We start from the raw sequence: 14881 nt of genomic DNA, 5'->3' as shown, positions 1-14881 counted from the left end.
AATTATTTTTTATCTCGCTCCATCGAGCGCTGACGTAAAAGTTTTTGTTGTTGATACAGTGCCGCCTTTATCAGTAAATCTTGATCAGATTCTCGGAGCATCTTGTATCTAAGCGTGATAATGAAATCTTGCTCTGAAGCATCACATTCTTCTACTTGAGCGTAACAGTAAATCGCCGCAGCAGGGTGATCGAGGAACAGTTTAACACGAACGAGTTGTTGAGTAGTTAACGCTGTATCTGAGCGGAAACTGAGTTGACTAGCACCAAACTGCGTCGTTTGATAGCGAATGGAGGCGTCATCTTGTTGTGAAAGCATAAAGCTCAACAAGAGGTTAAGTTTCGCGTTTTGCGTATCAAGCAAGTTGATCACATGCTTTAACTCTTTGTTTTTCAGCTCTAGACGCGCGTTGTCTGCCAACATATCTAAGTGACTAAATTCACTGGCGACAATAAATGGTGCTGGAATTTCGGAGACAAACGTTTCTTCATCTGGCAAAGCAAAGTCCTCACTTAACGTTTCGACGTTGATGGTGAGGTTATGATGGACGGTAAAGTATTCTTGCTCTGTCATATAGTCATCCTTTTGCCTGTGAGCGCTCCCTGTTCACTCAACAAACAAAGAGAAATAGGGCACTGATTATCGCTAACTGAATGAAGTTATCAAGTTTAGCCGATTTGTCCTTGAACTTTTTGCCCTAAATACAGACTTATTGCATGTCGTTGACAAATTTAGCGATTCTCTTGTCTTCTTAATGAGAAGAGTAAGGTAAGATAATCCGCTAAAGCTTTATATCAAAACAACCAGTTGGTTTGTCTTATATGTATCATCCTATCTCATTGTTTATTGGCTTAAGGTATCTTCGGGGACGCTCTGGAGATAGGTTCAGCCGATTTGTTTCTTATATGTCGACGGCGGGTATTACGATCGGTGTAATGGCGTTGGTGACGGTTCTTTCTGTGATGAACGGGTTTGAATCGCAGTTAAAAGAACGCATTTTAGGTGTGCTACCTCATGCCGTTGTTTCGCAACACGATGGAAAAACACCTATGACCGAGTCTGCTCCTCCATTTGTTCAAGCGATGTCGAGTGAATCCCAGCCGGAGCCTATCGTTAGAGGAGAGGCTGTTATTCAGAGTTCTGCACAGCTGACGGCTGGTTACCTCATCGGTATTGAACCTAAGAAAGGCGATCCGATTAGCAACCATTTGATTGCCGGACGATTATCGTCACTTCAAGCAGGTGACTACAATGTATTTATGGGTCACAGTTTGGCACGTTCACTAAAGGTCTCAATCGGGGATAAAGTACGCTTGATGGTGACCAACGCGACGCAGTTTACCCCACTTGGTCGTATTCCTAGCCAGCGAAACTTCACTGTCTCAGGCATTTTCAATACGGGATCGGACGTTGATGGTCAATTAATGATTGTGAACATGACGGATGCGTCTAAGCTGATGCGTTTCCCTAAAGACACGGTTTCTGGTTGGCGTGTCTTTTTCTCTGACCCATTTATGGTGACGGATTTTGCTGACCAACCCATGCCTGATGGATGGGAATGGAGTGATTGGCGCGAACAGCGTGGTGAGCTTTTCCAAGCGGTGAAAATGGAAAAGAACATGATGGGACTTATGCTAGGTCTAATTGTGGGTGTCGCTGCATTCAATATTATCTCCGCTTTAATCATGGTAGTAATGGAGAAGCAATCAGAAGTCGCAATATTGAAAACTCAAGGCATGACTCAATCTCAAGTGATGACCATTTTCATGGTGCAAGGTGCAAGCAGTGGTGTAATTGGCGCGATTGTTGGTGGCGCCGCGGGCGTGATCTTGTCACTTAATCTAAATGCGATTCTTGAATCTGCTGGTGTGGCGCTATTCAGCTTTGGTGGTCATCTACCCATCTTGATTGATTCACTGCAAATTCTTTTAGTGGTGGTGTTGGCGATTGCTCTTAGCCTTGCTGCTACGCTTTATCCTTCTTATCGAGCATCTTCTGTTAAACCTGCTGAGGCACTTCGCTATGAATAAGCTATTAGAATGTCGTGATATTCGTAAAGTCTACCGAGAGGGTTCGTTAGATACGGAAGTGTTGAAAGGCGTAAGTTTCGATATCGACAAAGGGGAGTTGGTTTCTATTGTTGGCTCTTCTGGTTCGGGAAAAAGTACCTTATTGCATATTTTAGGTGCGTTAGATGACGCAACTCATGGTGAAGTTGATTTTCTAGGGCAAAACTTATCAGCTTTGAGCTCGAACAAACAGGCGGCATTACGCAACAAGCACCTTGGTTTTGTATACCAGTTTCATCACTTATTGGCTGACTTTACTGCGCTTGAAAATGTGGCGATGCCACTGATGATTGGCGGTGCTAAAGGAGCGGATGCAAAACAGGCGGCTAAAGCGCTGTTAGATAAAGTTGGTTTGAGTCATCGGATGCAACATAGACCCTCCGAGTTATCGGGCGGTGAGCGTCAGCGTGTTGCGATTGCGCGTGCATTGGTGAATAAACCTGATCTGGTCTTGGCTGATGAACCTACGGGGAACTTAGATCACAATACGGCACTGTCTATCTATGATTTGATGCGCGAGCTCAATAAAGAGTCAAACATTGCATTTTTGGTTGTCACGCATGACAAAGAGCTGGCAGCAAAAATGGATCGTCAAATGCACATGCAAGATGGTTTGCTCGTAGATCGTTTTGTGACTGATACAGCATCTGCGGAGGGCTAGTTTTGTTTACCTCTTTAGCTTTGATGATTGGTGGTCGCTTCAGTCGAGCGAAAAAGCGCAACAAGATGGTGTCTTTCATATCGCTTTCTTCGACCATTGGTATTGCGGTTGGCGTTGCTGTGATCATTATCGGTTTGTCTGCAATGAATGGCTTTGAGCGCGAGCTGCAATCGCGTGTGTTGTCTGTGATTCCACACGGCGAGTTAGAAGGTGTTAATGGACCACTTCAGGACTACACCAAAACGATGAATCAAGCTCTAAAACATGAACATGTTGTTGCGGCAGCACCGTACGTTCGTTTTACGGGCTTGGCAGAAAAAGGCAGTAAGCTAAAAGCGATAGAAGTTCGTGGTGTAGAGCCTACTTTCGAGCAAGCGGTGTCGAGCTTATCGAATTTTATTGACCAAGCAGCTTGGCAAAACTTTTATGCCGGTCAGCAGCAAGTGATCTTAGGCCGAGGTGTAGCAAACGAGCTAAATGTCGCCGTGGGGGATTATGTTACGTTAATGATTCCGCAAACAGGCGGCGCAAATAAAGTGCAGGCTCCTAAGCGTGTGCGCGTGAAGGTGTCAGGGTTCTTAACGTTGAATGGCCAAATCGACCACTCTCTAGCGTTAGTACCATTAGCTGATGCGCAGCAATACGCGAGGTTAGGGGAAGGGGTCACAGGCATTTCACTAAAAACTGACGATGTTCTCAATGCGCCTTCTATTGTTCGCGAGGTTGGTAGCATGGTTGATGTTTACGTGTATTTGAAAAGCTGGCAGCAAAAGTTTGGTTTTTTGTATCGCGATATTCAGCTCGTGCGCACCATTATGTACTTGGTGATGGTACTGGTGATTGGCGTGGCATGTTTTAATATTGTGTCTACGTTGATGATGGCAGTGAAAGACCGAGCGGCGGAAATTGCAATTTTGCGAACAATGGGAGCAAAAGATAGCCTAATCAAACGGATCTTTGTTTGGCAAGGTGTATTCTCTGGTGTATTTGGCAGTCTCGTCGGCAGTGTTATCGGTGTCTTAGTGGCGTTAAACCTGACTCCGTTAATTAAAGGGTTAGAGAGCTTAATTGGTCATCAGTTTTTATCGGGTGATATTTACTTCGTCGACTTCTTACCATCACAACTACACTGGCCAGATGTGGCATTGGTGTCAGTGACGGCTATAGTGCTTAGTTTACTTGCGACGTGGTATCCTGCTTCGCGTGCCGCAAGGTTGAATCCGGCGGCTGTACTGAGTTCTAAATAGCTGATTGTTTTACAGTATGCGAAAAACAAAAAGGACCGAATTCGGTCCTTTTTTGTATTTATCCGACTTGAGTAACATCGCGTTTCATTCTAACTGTTAGATGCCCCTCAACTGATAGCTCAAATGCTGATTTTTACGCAGTAAGGTCTTATCTTATTTTGCGTTTTTGCCAGCTCCGTACCACTGAGTAGCGCCAAAGCCCTCGAATTCCGAAGTAGCCAATAATCGCGGATACAACCCCACAAATTGCGCAGCCCAATAGAAATGGAGGTCCAATGGTGCTCATTTGCTGCATGATGAATTCCCACGATAGTTCAAAGTGAAAAGGTTGCGGGGGAAGACGCATCACTAGAGCACCTAGCTTGTACGCAAAGTAAAATAGCACAGGCATAGTGATAGGATTGCTGATCCATACCAAAGCGACGGAGAGGGGCAGATTGACACCCAACATAATGGCCAAACCAGCGGCCATGATCATTTGGCTCGGCAGCGGAACAAAAGCCATAAATAACCCGACAGCAAAAGCCCCTGATGCCGAGCGGCGGTTTAAGCACCACAAGTTTGGGTTGTACAACACATTGCCGAAGACCTTCAATGCTTTTTGGCGTTTGATCAATTCATGATCTGGCATGAAGCGTTTTATCAGCTTTCTAGGCATAGGACAGCATGACTCTCTCAGAAAAAAGTTGGACCTTGGCGTTATTTGTAGCGAGCGTAATCTCGTCAGCTTGGTGGCCGACAATACCAGATTGGCGTTGGTTGCTGCTGGGAATAATAACCACTGGCTCAATAATCAAATTACGTCGTGGCTTAATTAGCATAGGCGCAATTGCGGGCTTTATGGTTGTCATCGTCCACGGCAATGTATTGGAGTCTCAGAGACAAGCCCTTTTTCAAGCAGGGGAGAATATTACCATAATTGGTAAAGTTGACAGCCCTTTTACGCAAATAAGTCACGGTTATGAAGGTATTGTCGCTATAGAAGCGGTAAATTCTCAAACTCTGTTACCTTTTCTTAAACCTAAAATCCGTCTTATTACGCCTTTTCCACTCGATGTTAACAGTGAGTTTACGACATCCATCTCGTTAAAGCCGATTACAGGTCTACGCAACGAAGCTGGCTTTGATGCTGAAAAGCACGCGATGGGTAAAAATATTATCGCCCGAGCGGTTGTTAACAAAGATGCTAAGTGGATTGTTCGTTCTAATGTATCTCTGCGTCAATCCATTATTGCCGATGTCGCTGATGATGTGTCTTCCCTTCATCATTTCTCGTTAATAAGTGCGTTAGTTTTTGCTGACCGTTCTTGGTTGTCTAAGGAAGATTGGCAAGCGCTCAGGGACAGTGGTTTACTGCATTTGGTCTCCATTTCTGGTTTACATATTGGTATGGCGTTTACTTTTGGGCTAGTCGTGGGCGGTACCGTTCGTTATCTATTACCCCAATACCAGTTGTTACCTAGCTTATATGGGCTGATCTTCGCTGTTGCCTACGCTTGGTTAGCGGATTTCTCTCTGCCTACTACGCGAGCAGTGTCGGTATGCGTTGTTTACGTTCTCCTGAAGTATACTCTGGTGCACTGGACTTCTTGGCGAGTTCTTTTGCTTGCAGTATCTCTACAACTGCTTGTCCAACCTTTTGCATCCTACAGTATGAGCTTTTGGTTATCGTACCTCTCCGTTTGTGCGGTATTGTTCGCAATTAATTTGATTCGACATCAAAGGGGAGGTTGGAAAGCGCGATTAAAAGCGTTATTGCTTACTCAATTGATGTTGAGCGCTTTAATCGTACCTGTTAGTGGCCATTTCTTCTCCGGTTTTAGTTTGTCCTCAATAGCCTACAACTTGGTATTTATTCCTTGGTTCGGATTTATCGTTGTACCTTTGATGTTTCTAGCCCTGTTCTCATCTTTGTTTCTTGAAATGATAGCGAAGCCTCTGTGGCATTTGGTGGACTGGTCATTACAGCCATTGAGCACGTCAATACAGTACGCAGTAGGTTCTTGGCAACCCATTAGCATGGAATGACAATGCTGGTTATGGTGATAGTGGTTTGCTTAATATTTCAACGGTTCATGTCTCATTACGCGTGGTATTTGTTACTCGGCATCGTTATTAGTATCAAGTTTGCAGCGGAGTATGAACCGCATTGGCGTATCGATGTATTAGATGTAGGTCATGGCCTTGCAGTGGTTGTAGAAAAAGACGACAAGGTGTTGCTGTATGACACTGGTAAAGCATGGCAAAGCGGCAGTATCGCAGAGCAGGTCGTCACTCCGGTTTTGCATCAACGAGGTTATGAAAGCATAGATACACTGATTCTAAGCCATTCCGATAATGATCACGCAGGCGGCCGCTTTTTCATTGAAGATGCCTTTTCTCCACAGCGTAAACTTAGTAGTCAATTCTTTATCGAATATGAGCCTTGCACTAGAGGCGACCAATGGAAATGGCAAGGATTAAACATGGAAGTGCTCTGGCCTCCTGCACTTGTTCAACGTGCGTATAATCCGCACTCCTGTGTATTACGACTTACTGACCCTATTTCTAACTTTAGTATGCTTTTTACTGGTGATATTGAGGCCATTAGCGAGTGGATTTTGCTTAGAGAACCCGGAAAGTTACAAAGCGATGTGATGCTAGTCCCTCACCACGGGAGTAAAAGTTCATCGAATCCTCGATTTATTGAGGCGGTGAGCCCGAGTGTGGCAGTTGCTTCTTTAGCAAAAAACAATCGATGGGGAATGCCAGCGGAAAATGTCGTTGCTTCATACCGAAAGCTTGGCGTTACTTGGCTTGATACTGGTGAGGGTGGTCAGGTAAGCTTCTTTATTCACCGTGATAATTGGCGCTCAGAAACCAAACGTAGCGATACATTTGAGCCTTGGTATAGGCAGATGCTGCGTAGCGGAACTAATATAAAAAGACCTAATGTCGAATTAGGTCTGTAAGTTTTAGCTTTTTATTTTTAATATATCCAACCTGAATTTTTTATTCTTTTTTAATGGTAGTGTAAAACTAAATAGTTTCTTTTCACCATTTGGTCTGGCTAGTTGCTCTAAGCTAGAAAAGTAGTCTTCGAAAAACTCGGTCTTAAGTATACATTCTAACCACAAGTTAGCTTTTATAGAATCTAATTTGTTCCATGGTTTTACTCTTGATGCGTAATGGAGTTGAATCGGATTATCATATGCATCCAATAATTCTTCTTTAGTATAGTTAACCTCATCCACAAACTCTTTTCTGTCATACATACTATACACATAGTTACAAACCATGTTTCTTAAGGGTAATTTTCCAACTCTAGGGTGACAACAGAAGTTTAGAACGTCTTGTTCTGGCTGTATTAATCTGTGAGAGTTTTTTTCGAGGTAGTCTTTAAACCTTTTCTCTAAATTATCTTTTCTAATGAGATCGGCATTCATAAAAAAGTATCCAGCACCTATTTTCAGTTGGCTAATCTCTTCATTAGAAAAACTCTTTTTATAAACATCATTATAGCTTAGGATCTTATCTACGGAGAATACCCCTGATATATAATTATTATCATCGTTGTTATTATATTCTATAAAATCTTTTGAAATGTCATTTAAGTAAATAACATCGACATCAGATACGATCATTTTTTTATGTTCTTTAATTAAACTTGAAATACTAAGTTTGTAAAACATAGCTTTAGAGTAATGACCTTTTGTCTTTATGTTTTTCCAATCATTTTCAAAGTCGACATTTTCATTGAAATTAATGAAAATAAGTTCTGAGTTTTTGAATTTTTGTATGGTTTTTTTTAATTTTTCTTGATTTAGCAGCGTAATATCTTCATGTAAGACATATATCTGGTATTTGTAGTTTTTATCTGATTTCTCAAGCAAAGAATAGAATGCTACTGCAGCAGGAATAACATAGTTGTTATCAAAGCAATGAACAATGGGAATGACTTGCATATTTTTTATTGTAAATAAGAATGAACATATCAAGAGTATAGAGCGAAATATAAAAGACTAAAAGACTTTCTCTAAGTGGACATAACACATTTATTAATGTTTATCAGTAGATGAACAGGTACGATGGTCAAGTTTGCTTCACGATGAGGCTTGATCCCCCAATTTTCATATTTAAGATTGAATATCAGTTGAGTCAGAGTAGGTTAGCCAATGACACATTGGAGATCTACTGGGTAAAAGTGGCAGTCTTATACGTTAGCAAACTTAGTGTACGTTCTAGGGATAGGCATATGAGCGCTAACAGAGTAGAATGAATGCCTTAATGTAAGAAAACAAAGCACTTCTATGTCAACAAATACTGATGAAACGACTTGGCAGACGTTTAAGCGTCTCTGGCAATTTATACGCCTTTATAAATCTGGCCTAATCGTTGCTGTTTTAGCATTAGTTATTAATGCAATATCAGATACTTATATGATTTCCTTGCTAAAACCGCTACTCGATGAAGGTTTTGGGAACGCTGAGTCTGATTTTTTACGCACGCTTCCATTGATTATTTTTGCTATGATGTTCATTCGTGGCATAAGTGGATTTGTCTCCACCTACTGTTTGAGTTGGGTATCTGGCAACGTAGTTATGCAAGTCCGTCGCATGGTGTTCAATCACTTTATGCATATGCCGGTGTCTTACTTTGATAAGGAAAAGACGGGCAATTTATTGTCGCGTATAACCTACGACTCAGAGCAAGTGTCAGCGGCAACTAGCCAAGCGTTGGTGAGCATTGTCCGTGAAGGCGCAAGTATCATTGGTCTGTTAGTCTTGATGTTTTACAACAGCTGGCAATTGTCGCTAGTGCTGTTTGCTGTTGCTCCCGTTGTGGCATGGGGTATTGGTGTTGTTTCTAAACGTTTTAGAAAAATATCCAAAAATATGCAGACCATGATGGGTAACGTAACTGCATCAGCAGAGCAGATGCTGAAAGGCCATAAAGTTGTGTTGAGCTATGGCGGCCAAGACATCGAACGTCAACGATTTGAAAAAGTCAGCAACCAAATGCGTCAACAAAGCATGAAGTTGGTGACGGCTCAAGCGGCGGCTAACCCTATCATCCAAATGATTGCATCACTTGCAATTGTTGCCGTTCTTTATTTAGCAAGTATTGATTCGATTAAAGAGCAACTGACTCCAGGTACATTTACTGTTGTGTTCTCTGCAATGTTTGGTCTGATGCGCCCACTTAAAGCGCTGACTAACGTTACTTCTCAGTTCCAACGTGGTATGGCCGCGAGCCAAACGCTCTTCGCGTTAATTGACCTCGAGCCTGAGAAAAACGAAGGTAAGTTGACAGTTGAACGCGCAAATGGCGATGTTTCGGTTAAAAACGTAAGCTTTACTTACACTGGCGCAGAAAAACCAGCATTGGAAAATGTCAGCTTCGATATTCCAAGAGGAAAAACGGTGGCGCTAGTTGGCCGTTCTGGCTCAGGTAAAAGTACCATCGCGAACTTGTTCAACCGCTTCTATGATGTTGGCAGTGGATCTATCACATTAGATGGGCATGATATTCGTGATTACGAGCTAAAGAATTTACGTCAGCAATTTGCACTAGTATCGCAAAATGTTCATTTGTTTAATGACACGATAGCAAACAATATTGCGTACGCAACGGATGGCCAATACGAGCGCAGTGATATCGAGAAAGCGGCAACACTCGCGCATGCGATGGAGTTCATCAGTAAGATGGATGGCGGACTAGATGCGATGATTGGTGAAAATGGTGCTAGCTTGTCTGGTGGTCAACGCCAACGTGTTGCGATTGCGCGAGCTCTATTGCGTGATGCTCCAGTGCTAATTCTTGATGAGGCAACTTCAGCTTTGGATACTGAATCCGAGCGAGCTATTCAAGCTGCACTTGATGAGCTGCAAAAAGACAAAACGGTACTTGTAATAGCGCACCGCTTATCCACAATCGAGAAAGCCGATGAAATTCTTGTGGTTGATGATGGTGCCATCATTGAACGTGGCAACCACGCTGAGCTTATTGAGAAAAATGGTGCGTATGCACAATTGCACCGTATTCAGTTTGGTGAATAAGCGCGGTGATTGAAAAAATCTGGTTTGAAAGCCATCCAATAAAATATCTCTTGTGGCCGCTTTTGTGGCCACTGAGTTTATTATTTGGAGCGATAAGCAAGTCAAAGCGAAAGCAATACCAAACTGGCCGCAAGCAAGCTTATAATGCGCCTATACCTGTTGTTGTGGTTGGCAATATCACTGCTGGTGGCAATGGTAAAACACCAGTTGTTGTGTGGCTTGTTGAGCAACTACAGCAAATGGGCTTTAAGCCGGGGGTTGTTTCTCGTGGTTATGGGGCAAAGGCTCCTGCCTATCCGTTAGTGCTAAAAGAAGATACGCCAGCGAAGCATTGTGGCGATGAACCTAAGTTGATTCATCGCCGTACAGGAGCACCTGTTGCGGTAGATCCTGTGCGTTCAAATGCAGTGAAAGCACTGCTAGATTTGGATGTGGATATCATAATTACGGATGATGGATTACAACATTATGCGTTAGGCCGTGATATTGAGTTAGTGATTGTGGATGGGAATCGCCGGTTTGGGAATGAAAGCCTGATTCCATTAGGTCCTTTACGTGAAGGTATTGAGCGACTTAAAGAAGTCGACTTTATCATCACCAATGGCGGTCAAGCGCATACGGGCGAAATCGCAATGGCTTTAGCACCCTCTAAAGCTATTAATCTTAAGACTAAGCAACATGTGGATGTCTCGGAGTTGAAAGATCTCGTCGCATTTGCGGGCATTGGGCATCCTCCGCGTTTTTTTCATACACTAAACTCGATGAACGCAAATGTTAAAGTCACAAAAGGTTTTGCTGACCATCAAGACTTTGATCAACAAGAATTAGAAGCATTGGCTCAACAAGGGACCAATGTGATTATGACCGAGAAAGATGCCGTCAAGTGCAGCCATTATGCGCAAGATAATTGGTGGTATCTGCCTGTATCTGCCCAGTTTGAGTCAAACGATGCAGAGCAAATTTTAAATAGAATAAAAGAGGTTAAAGCGGCTTATGGATCACCGTCTACTTGAGATTGTAGCTTGCCCTGTTTGCAAAGGTAAGCTGACGTACGATAAAGATAATCAAGAGTTGATCTGCAAATTGGATCGCCTTGCTTACCCGATCAAAGAGGGTATTCCAGTTCTGCTAGAGCCTGAAGCTCGCGCTATGAGCATGGATGAGGGACGCTAATGTCTTTTACGGTTGTCATCCCTTCGCGCTACGCATCGAGCCGTTTGCCTGGTAAACCGCTAGCGGATATTGGTGGTAAGCCTATGGTTCAGTGGGTTTATGAACAAGCGCTACAAGCGGGTGCGGAAGATGTCATCGTTGCAACTGATGACGAGCGTGTTGCGAAAGCGGTTTCGTCATTTGGTGGTAAAGTTTGTATGACCTCTCCCCAGCACGAATCAGGTACGGAGCGTCTTGCAGAAGTTGTTGAAAAGATGGCTATTCCGTCAGACCACATTATTGTTAATGTGCAAGGGGATGAGCCTTTGATTCCGCCGTCCATCATTCGTCAGGTTGCTGATAACTTATCAGGGTGTGAAGCCCCGATGGCGACGTTAGCTGTAGAAATAGACTCGGAAGAGGAAGTGTTCAACCCGAACGCTGTTAAAGTTGTCGCAGATGAGCAAGGCTATGCGTTGTACTTTAGTCGAGCAACCATCCCTTGGGATCGCGATAACTTTGCTAAACAAGACAAAACCATTGCCAACCCATTAATGCGTCATATTGGTATTTATGCTTATCGAGCTGGTTTCATTAATACGTATGTCAACTGGGCACCAAGTGCATTAGAGCAGATTGAGTGTCTTGAGCAACTGCGAGTGCTTTGGTACGGTGAAAAAATTCATGTGGCGGTAGCGAAAGAAGCACCAGCGGCAGGGGTTGATACGCCCGAAGACCTAGAAGCCGTGCGCGCGATTGTTGCAAAGCAAGCGTAACAAATGCTCATATAGATTTAAGAATAAACAAGGCTCCTGAATTAGGAGCCTTTTTTGTTTTACTCGTATCGCGGTATTAGTTAAATGTTAGTGTCGTATTGGTTCCGTTTAGGGCAGGTCGCTAACACCTCTCGGTGACCGGTGTCTTTCACTTCTTGGAGAATGACATCAAAGCCCCATAATCGGTACACGTGCTTTAGAACTTCTTCGTAACTATCATCAAGTGGGATGCGGTTGTGAGGAACGTACTGCAACGTAAGCGATCGATCACCACGGACATCGACATTAAACACCTGAATGTTTGGCTCAAGATTAGATAAGTTATACTGAGCGGCTAAGGTTTCTCTAATGCGTTTATAACCCATCTCATCGTGTATAGCAGCGACTTCAATAAAGTTCTTATGGTCATCATCGTTGATCGCAAACAGCTTGAAATCACGCATTAATTTCGGAGAAAGGTATTGGCTAATAAAGCTTTCATCTTTGAAATTATGCATCGCGAAATGCACTGCATCTAACCAGTCGGTTCCTGCTAAATCTGGAAACCACTCCTTGTCCTCATCAGTTGGTTCTTCGCAGATACGCTTAATATCTCGGAACATGGCAAAGCCTAACGCGTAGGGGTTAATGCCATTAAAGTAAGGACTGTTATAAGGCGGCTGAGCCACGACACTGGTGTGGCTATGTAAGAACTCTAGAATGAACTTTTCAGACACCAAGCCCTCATCATAAAGATGGTTGAGTATGGTGTAGTGCCAGAACGTTGCCCAGCCTTCATTCATGACTTGCGTTTGTTTTTGCGGATAAAAATACTGACTGATCTTACGGACGATCCGAACAACTTCACGTTGCCATGGCTCTAGCAACGGCGCATGTTTTTCGAAGAAGTAGAGCAAGTTTTCCTGAGGCTCGCTTGGGAATCGCTCTTTAATGTCTTCCTCTTTCGTCTTGGCTGTTGGTACCGTGCGCCAAAGCTCATTAACTTGAGATTGTAGGTATGCTTCGCGTTCTTCTTGTCTTGCTTTTTCCTCTGTAATTGAGATTTTCTCTGGACGCTTGTAGCGGTCTACACCAAAGTTCATTAACGCGTGACAAGAGTCGAGCAGCTTTTCCACTTCTTTTACGCCATATCGTTCTTCACATTCGGCTAAGTACTTTTTGGCGAACAGCAGATAGTCGATAATAGAACTGGCGTCAGTCCACGTTTGGAATAGGTAATTACCTTTGAAAAAAGAGTTATGGCCGTAACACGCGTGTGCTATCACGAGTGCTTGCATTGTTACCGTATTTTCTTCCATCAAATAAGCAATACAAGGGTCGGAGTTAATCACAATCTCGTAGGCTAGCCCCATTTGACCATGTTTATAGTTCTGCTCTGTTTGAATGAATTTTTTACCAAATGACCAGTGGTTGTAATTGATTGGCATGCCGATACTTGAGTAGGCATCCATCATCTGTTCTGAAGTAATCACTTCTATTTGGTTAGGGTAAGTGTCTAGGCGATAATGCTCCGCGACACGCTTAATTTCTTTGTGGTATCGCTCTAACAGCTCAAATGTCCAATCTGGTCCATCTGGCAACACTTTACTGTTACGCTTCTTAGGCGCCTCTCCTGAGAGGTTTCTCGTTGCGGTATTCATCGCTAGCCTCCTTACGCCGTTTCTTTTTGGAATAGTTCACGAAAGACTGGGAAAATATCCTCCACAGAGCGAATGTTTTTCATTGCGAAATTAGGAAACTCTTCAGTGAGTTTTTCGTACTCATGCCATAGAGTTTGGTGCGATCGCCGCGTGATCTCTATGTAAGAGTAATACTGACAGTTTGGAAGTAATTTGTTCACTAACAGATCCCGGCATCTTGGCGAATCATCTGCCCAGTTGTCACCGTCGGATGCTTGAGCTGCATATATGTTCCACTGACCAATCGGGTATCGCTCTTTTACTATTTCATCCATTAACTTGAGCGCGCTAGATACAATGGTACCCCCGGTTTCTTGTGAGTAGAAAAATTCGTGCTCGTCCACTTCCTTCGCTTGGGTATGGTGGCGGATAAAGACGACTTCGACATTCTCGTAGGTACGAGTTAAGAACAAGTACAAAAGAACATAGAAGCGTTTTGCGATGTCTTTCGTTGCCTGGTCCATCGAACCGGATACGTCCATTAGACAGAACATTACCGCTTGGCTCGATGGTACCGGGCGTTTCTCATAGTTCTTGAAGCGTAAGTCGAAGGTATCGATGAACGGCACGCTTTCGATTTTCTTGCGCAGTTCTTCAATTTCAGCCTTCAAGCGGTTCTCTTCAAACTGCTGAGCAGGTTCAATATTTTTGATGCGAGCAAGTTCGTCTTCTAACTCTTTAAGAAGTCGTTTCTTACCAGCAGTCATTGCAGTACGGCGCGCAAGAGATTGTTGCAGAGAACGAACTACGGCGATATTGGAAGGGATACCGGCAGTTTGAAAGCCTGCACGGTGTGTTTTCCATTCAGTGATTTTGGCAATTTGGTTTTTTTCTAGATTAGGCAGCTCGAGATCTTCAAACAAAATATCGAGGTACTCATCTTTTGATATTTGGAATACAAATTCGTCTTGGCCTTCTCCATCTGGACTGGCGTTTCCTTCTCCAGAGCCGCTACCTTGACCGCCACCTTTGGGACGCTCAATTTTATCACCAGTAATGAATTGATCGTTACCGGGATGAACTCGTTCGCGAACACCACCTTTGCCTTGATGAAATATAGGCTCATTGATGTCTTTGTGAGGGATAGAGACGTCTTCGCCCGTTTCCGTATTCGTAATCGAGCGTCGATTCACTGCGTCTGCTACCGACTCTTTTATTTGCTCTTTGTGGCGCTTCAAGAAGCGCTGTCGATTAACAGCGCTCTTGTTCTTGCCATTGAGCCTTCGGTCTATAAATTGCGCCATGAAATAGCCCTCTTCA

General features: G+C 43.5%; 12 protein-coding genes and 1 pseudogene. 8 read left to right on the top strand and 5 right to left on the bottom strand.

Features of this window, described 5'->3' with window-relative positions; genetic code table 11:
* Window positions 1-2: 2 nt before the first annotated feature.
* Window positions 3-572 (bottom strand): hypothetical protein, encoded by a 570-nt coding sequence (locus R7127_RS11100; protein WP_025766933.1) that lies wholly within the window; start codon window positions 570-572, stop codon window positions 3-5.
* 248 nt (window positions 573-820) lie between these two features.
* Between R7127_RS11100 and lolC the strand changes: the two genes are divergently transcribed.
* Genes lolC through lolE form a run of 3 tightly spaced genes read left to right on the top strand, consistent with a single transcriptional unit; the run spans window position 821 to window position 3976 of the window.
* The gene (gene lolC, locus R7127_RS11095; RefSeq protein WP_172563334.1) at window positions 821-2029 is read left to right on the top strand and encodes a lipoprotein-releasing ABC transporter permease subunit LolC; all 1209 of its coding nucleotides are present in this window, start codon (window positions 821-823) and stop codon (window positions 2027-2029) included.
* A complete protein-coding gene (gene lolD, locus R7127_RS11090; RefSeq protein ID WP_172563333.1) occupies window positions 2022-2729 on the top strand; it encodes a lipoprotein-releasing ABC transporter ATP-binding protein LolD in 708 nt (235 codons plus the stop codon). Before lolC ends, lolD begins: the two co-directional genes overlap by 8 nt.
* A gap of 2 nt (window positions 2730-2731) precedes the next feature.
* Window positions 2732-3976 (top strand): lipoprotein-releasing ABC transporter permease subunit LolE, encoded by a 1245-nt coding sequence (lolE, locus tag R7127_RS11085; RefSeq protein ID WP_033905042.1) that lies wholly within the window; start codon window positions 2732-2734, stop codon window positions 3974-3976.
* A 148-nt stretch (window positions 3977-4124) separates the two neighbouring features.
* On the opposite strand, the gene R7127_RS11080 is transcribed toward lolE, so the two are convergent.
* A complete protein-coding gene (locus R7127_RS11080; protein ID WP_005387834.1) occupies window positions 4125-4634 on the bottom strand; it encodes a DUF2062 domain-containing protein in 510 nt (169 codons plus the stop codon).
* An 8-nt stretch (window positions 4635-4642) separates the two neighbouring features.
* Here R7127_RS11080 and R7127_RS11075 point away from each other — a divergent pair.
* A pseudogene (locus R7127_RS11075) lies at window positions 4643-6927 on the top strand (DNA internalization-related competence protein ComEC/Rec2).
* Between the two features lie 3 nt (window positions 6928-6930).
* On the opposite strand, the gene R7127_RS11070 reads toward R7127_RS11075, so the two are convergent.
* Window positions 6931-7920, bottom strand: a complete 990-nt coding sequence (locus R7127_RS11070) for a glycosyltransferase family 8 protein (protein ID WP_033905043.1) — start codon at window positions 7918-7920, stop codon at window positions 6931-6933.
* Window positions 7921-8265: 345 nt separating this feature from the next.
* On the opposite strand from R7127_RS11070, the gene msbA reads away from it, so the two are divergent.
* From msbA to kdsB, 4 genes are read left to right on the top strand one after another with little or no spacing between them, the layout of a single operon-like run.
* Complete coding sequence (gene msbA / locus R7127_RS11065; RefSeq protein ID WP_033905044.1) at window positions 8266-10014, top strand: lipid A ABC transporter ATP-binding protein/permease MsbA; 1749 nt, start codon at window positions 8266-8268, stop codon at window positions 10012-10014.
* 5 nt (window positions 10015-10019) lie between these two features.
* Window positions 10020-11027 carry a tetraacyldisaccharide 4'-kinase gene (gene lpxK, locus R7127_RS11060; RefSeq protein WP_017634739.1) on the top strand — a complete coding sequence of 336 codons (1008 nt, stop codon included), beginning with the start codon at window positions 10020-10022 and terminating at the stop codon, window positions 11025-11027.
* A complete protein-coding gene (locus R7127_RS11055) occupies window positions 11008-11187 on the top strand; it encodes a Trm112 family protein (protein ID WP_009707122.1) in 180 nt (59 codons plus the stop codon). Before lpxK ends, R7127_RS11055 begins: the two co-directional genes overlap by 20 nt.
* Window positions 11187-11942 carry a 3-deoxy-manno-octulosonate cytidylyltransferase gene (gene kdsB, locus R7127_RS11050; protein ID WP_017634738.1) on the top strand — a complete coding sequence of 252 codons (756 nt, stop codon included), beginning with the start codon at window positions 11187-11189 and terminating at the stop codon, window positions 11940-11942. The genes R7127_RS11055 and kdsB overlap by 1 nt, the downstream gene beginning before the upstream one ends.
* 80 nt (window positions 11943-12022) lie before the next feature.
* Here the strand turns inward: kdsB and R7127_RS11045 are convergent, their stop codons facing one another.
* The gene (locus tag R7127_RS11045; RefSeq protein WP_005378449.1) at window positions 12023-13582 is read right to left on the bottom strand and encodes a SpoVR family protein; all 1560 of its coding nucleotides are present in this window, start codon (window positions 13580-13582) and stop codon (window positions 12023-12025) included.
* 11 nt (window positions 13583-13593) lie between these two features.
* Window positions 13594-14865: a YeaH/YhbH family protein gene (locus R7127_RS11040; RefSeq protein ID WP_005378448.1), complete on the bottom strand. Its 1272-nt coding sequence runs from the start codon at window positions 14863-14865 to the stop codon at window positions 13594-13596.
* Between the last annotated feature and the right edge of the window lie 16 nt (window positions 14866-14881).

Origin of the sequence: Vibrio sp. 1159 (assembly GCF_033340395.1) — a bacterium.
Classification (GTDB): Bacteria; Pseudomonadota; Gammaproteobacteria; order Enterobacterales; family Vibrionaceae; genus Vibrio; species Vibrio alginolyticus.
This window is presented reverse-complemented; position numbering and strand designations above follow the sequence as displayed.

Excerpts from the sequence above, each read along its gene's own strand:
- R7127_RS11100 (WP_025766933.1), bottom strand. The coding sequence starts at position 572 with ATGACAGAGCAAGAATACTTTACCGTCCATCATAACCTCACCATCAAC.
- lolC (WP_172563334.1), top strand. The coding sequence starts at position 821 with ATGTATCATCCTATCTCATTGTTTATTGGCTTAAGGTATCTTCGGGGA.
- lolD (WP_172563333.1), top strand. The coding sequence starts at position 2,022 with ATGAATAAGCTATTAGAATGTCGTGATATTCGTAAAGTCTACCGAGAG.
- R7127_RS11080 (WP_005387834.1), bottom strand. The coding sequence starts at position 4,634 with ATGCCTAGAAAGCTGATAAAACGCTTCATGCCAGATCATGAATTGATC.
- R7127_RS11070 (WP_033905043.1), bottom strand. The coding sequence starts at position 7,920 with ATGCAAGTCATTCCCATTGTTCATTGCTTTGATAACAACTATGTTATT.
- msbA (WP_033905044.1), top strand. The coding sequence starts at position 8,266 with ATGTCAACAAATACTGATGAAACGACTTGGCAGACGTTTAAGCGTCTC.
- R7127_RS11055 (WP_009707122.1), top strand. The coding sequence starts at position 11,008 with ATGGATCACCGTCTACTTGAGATTGTAGCTTGCCCTGTTTGCAAAGGT.
- kdsB (WP_017634738.1), top strand. The coding sequence starts at position 11,187 with ATGTCTTTTACGGTTGTCATCCCTTCGCGCTACGCATCGAGCCGTTTG.
- R7127_RS11045 (WP_005378449.1), bottom strand. The coding sequence starts at position 13,582 with ATGAATACCGCAACGAGAAACCTCTCAGGAGAGGCGCCTAAGAAGCGT.
- R7127_RS11040 (WP_005378448.1), bottom strand. The coding sequence starts at position 14,865 with ATGGCGCAATTTATAGACCGAAGGCTCAATGGCAAGAACAAGAGCGCT.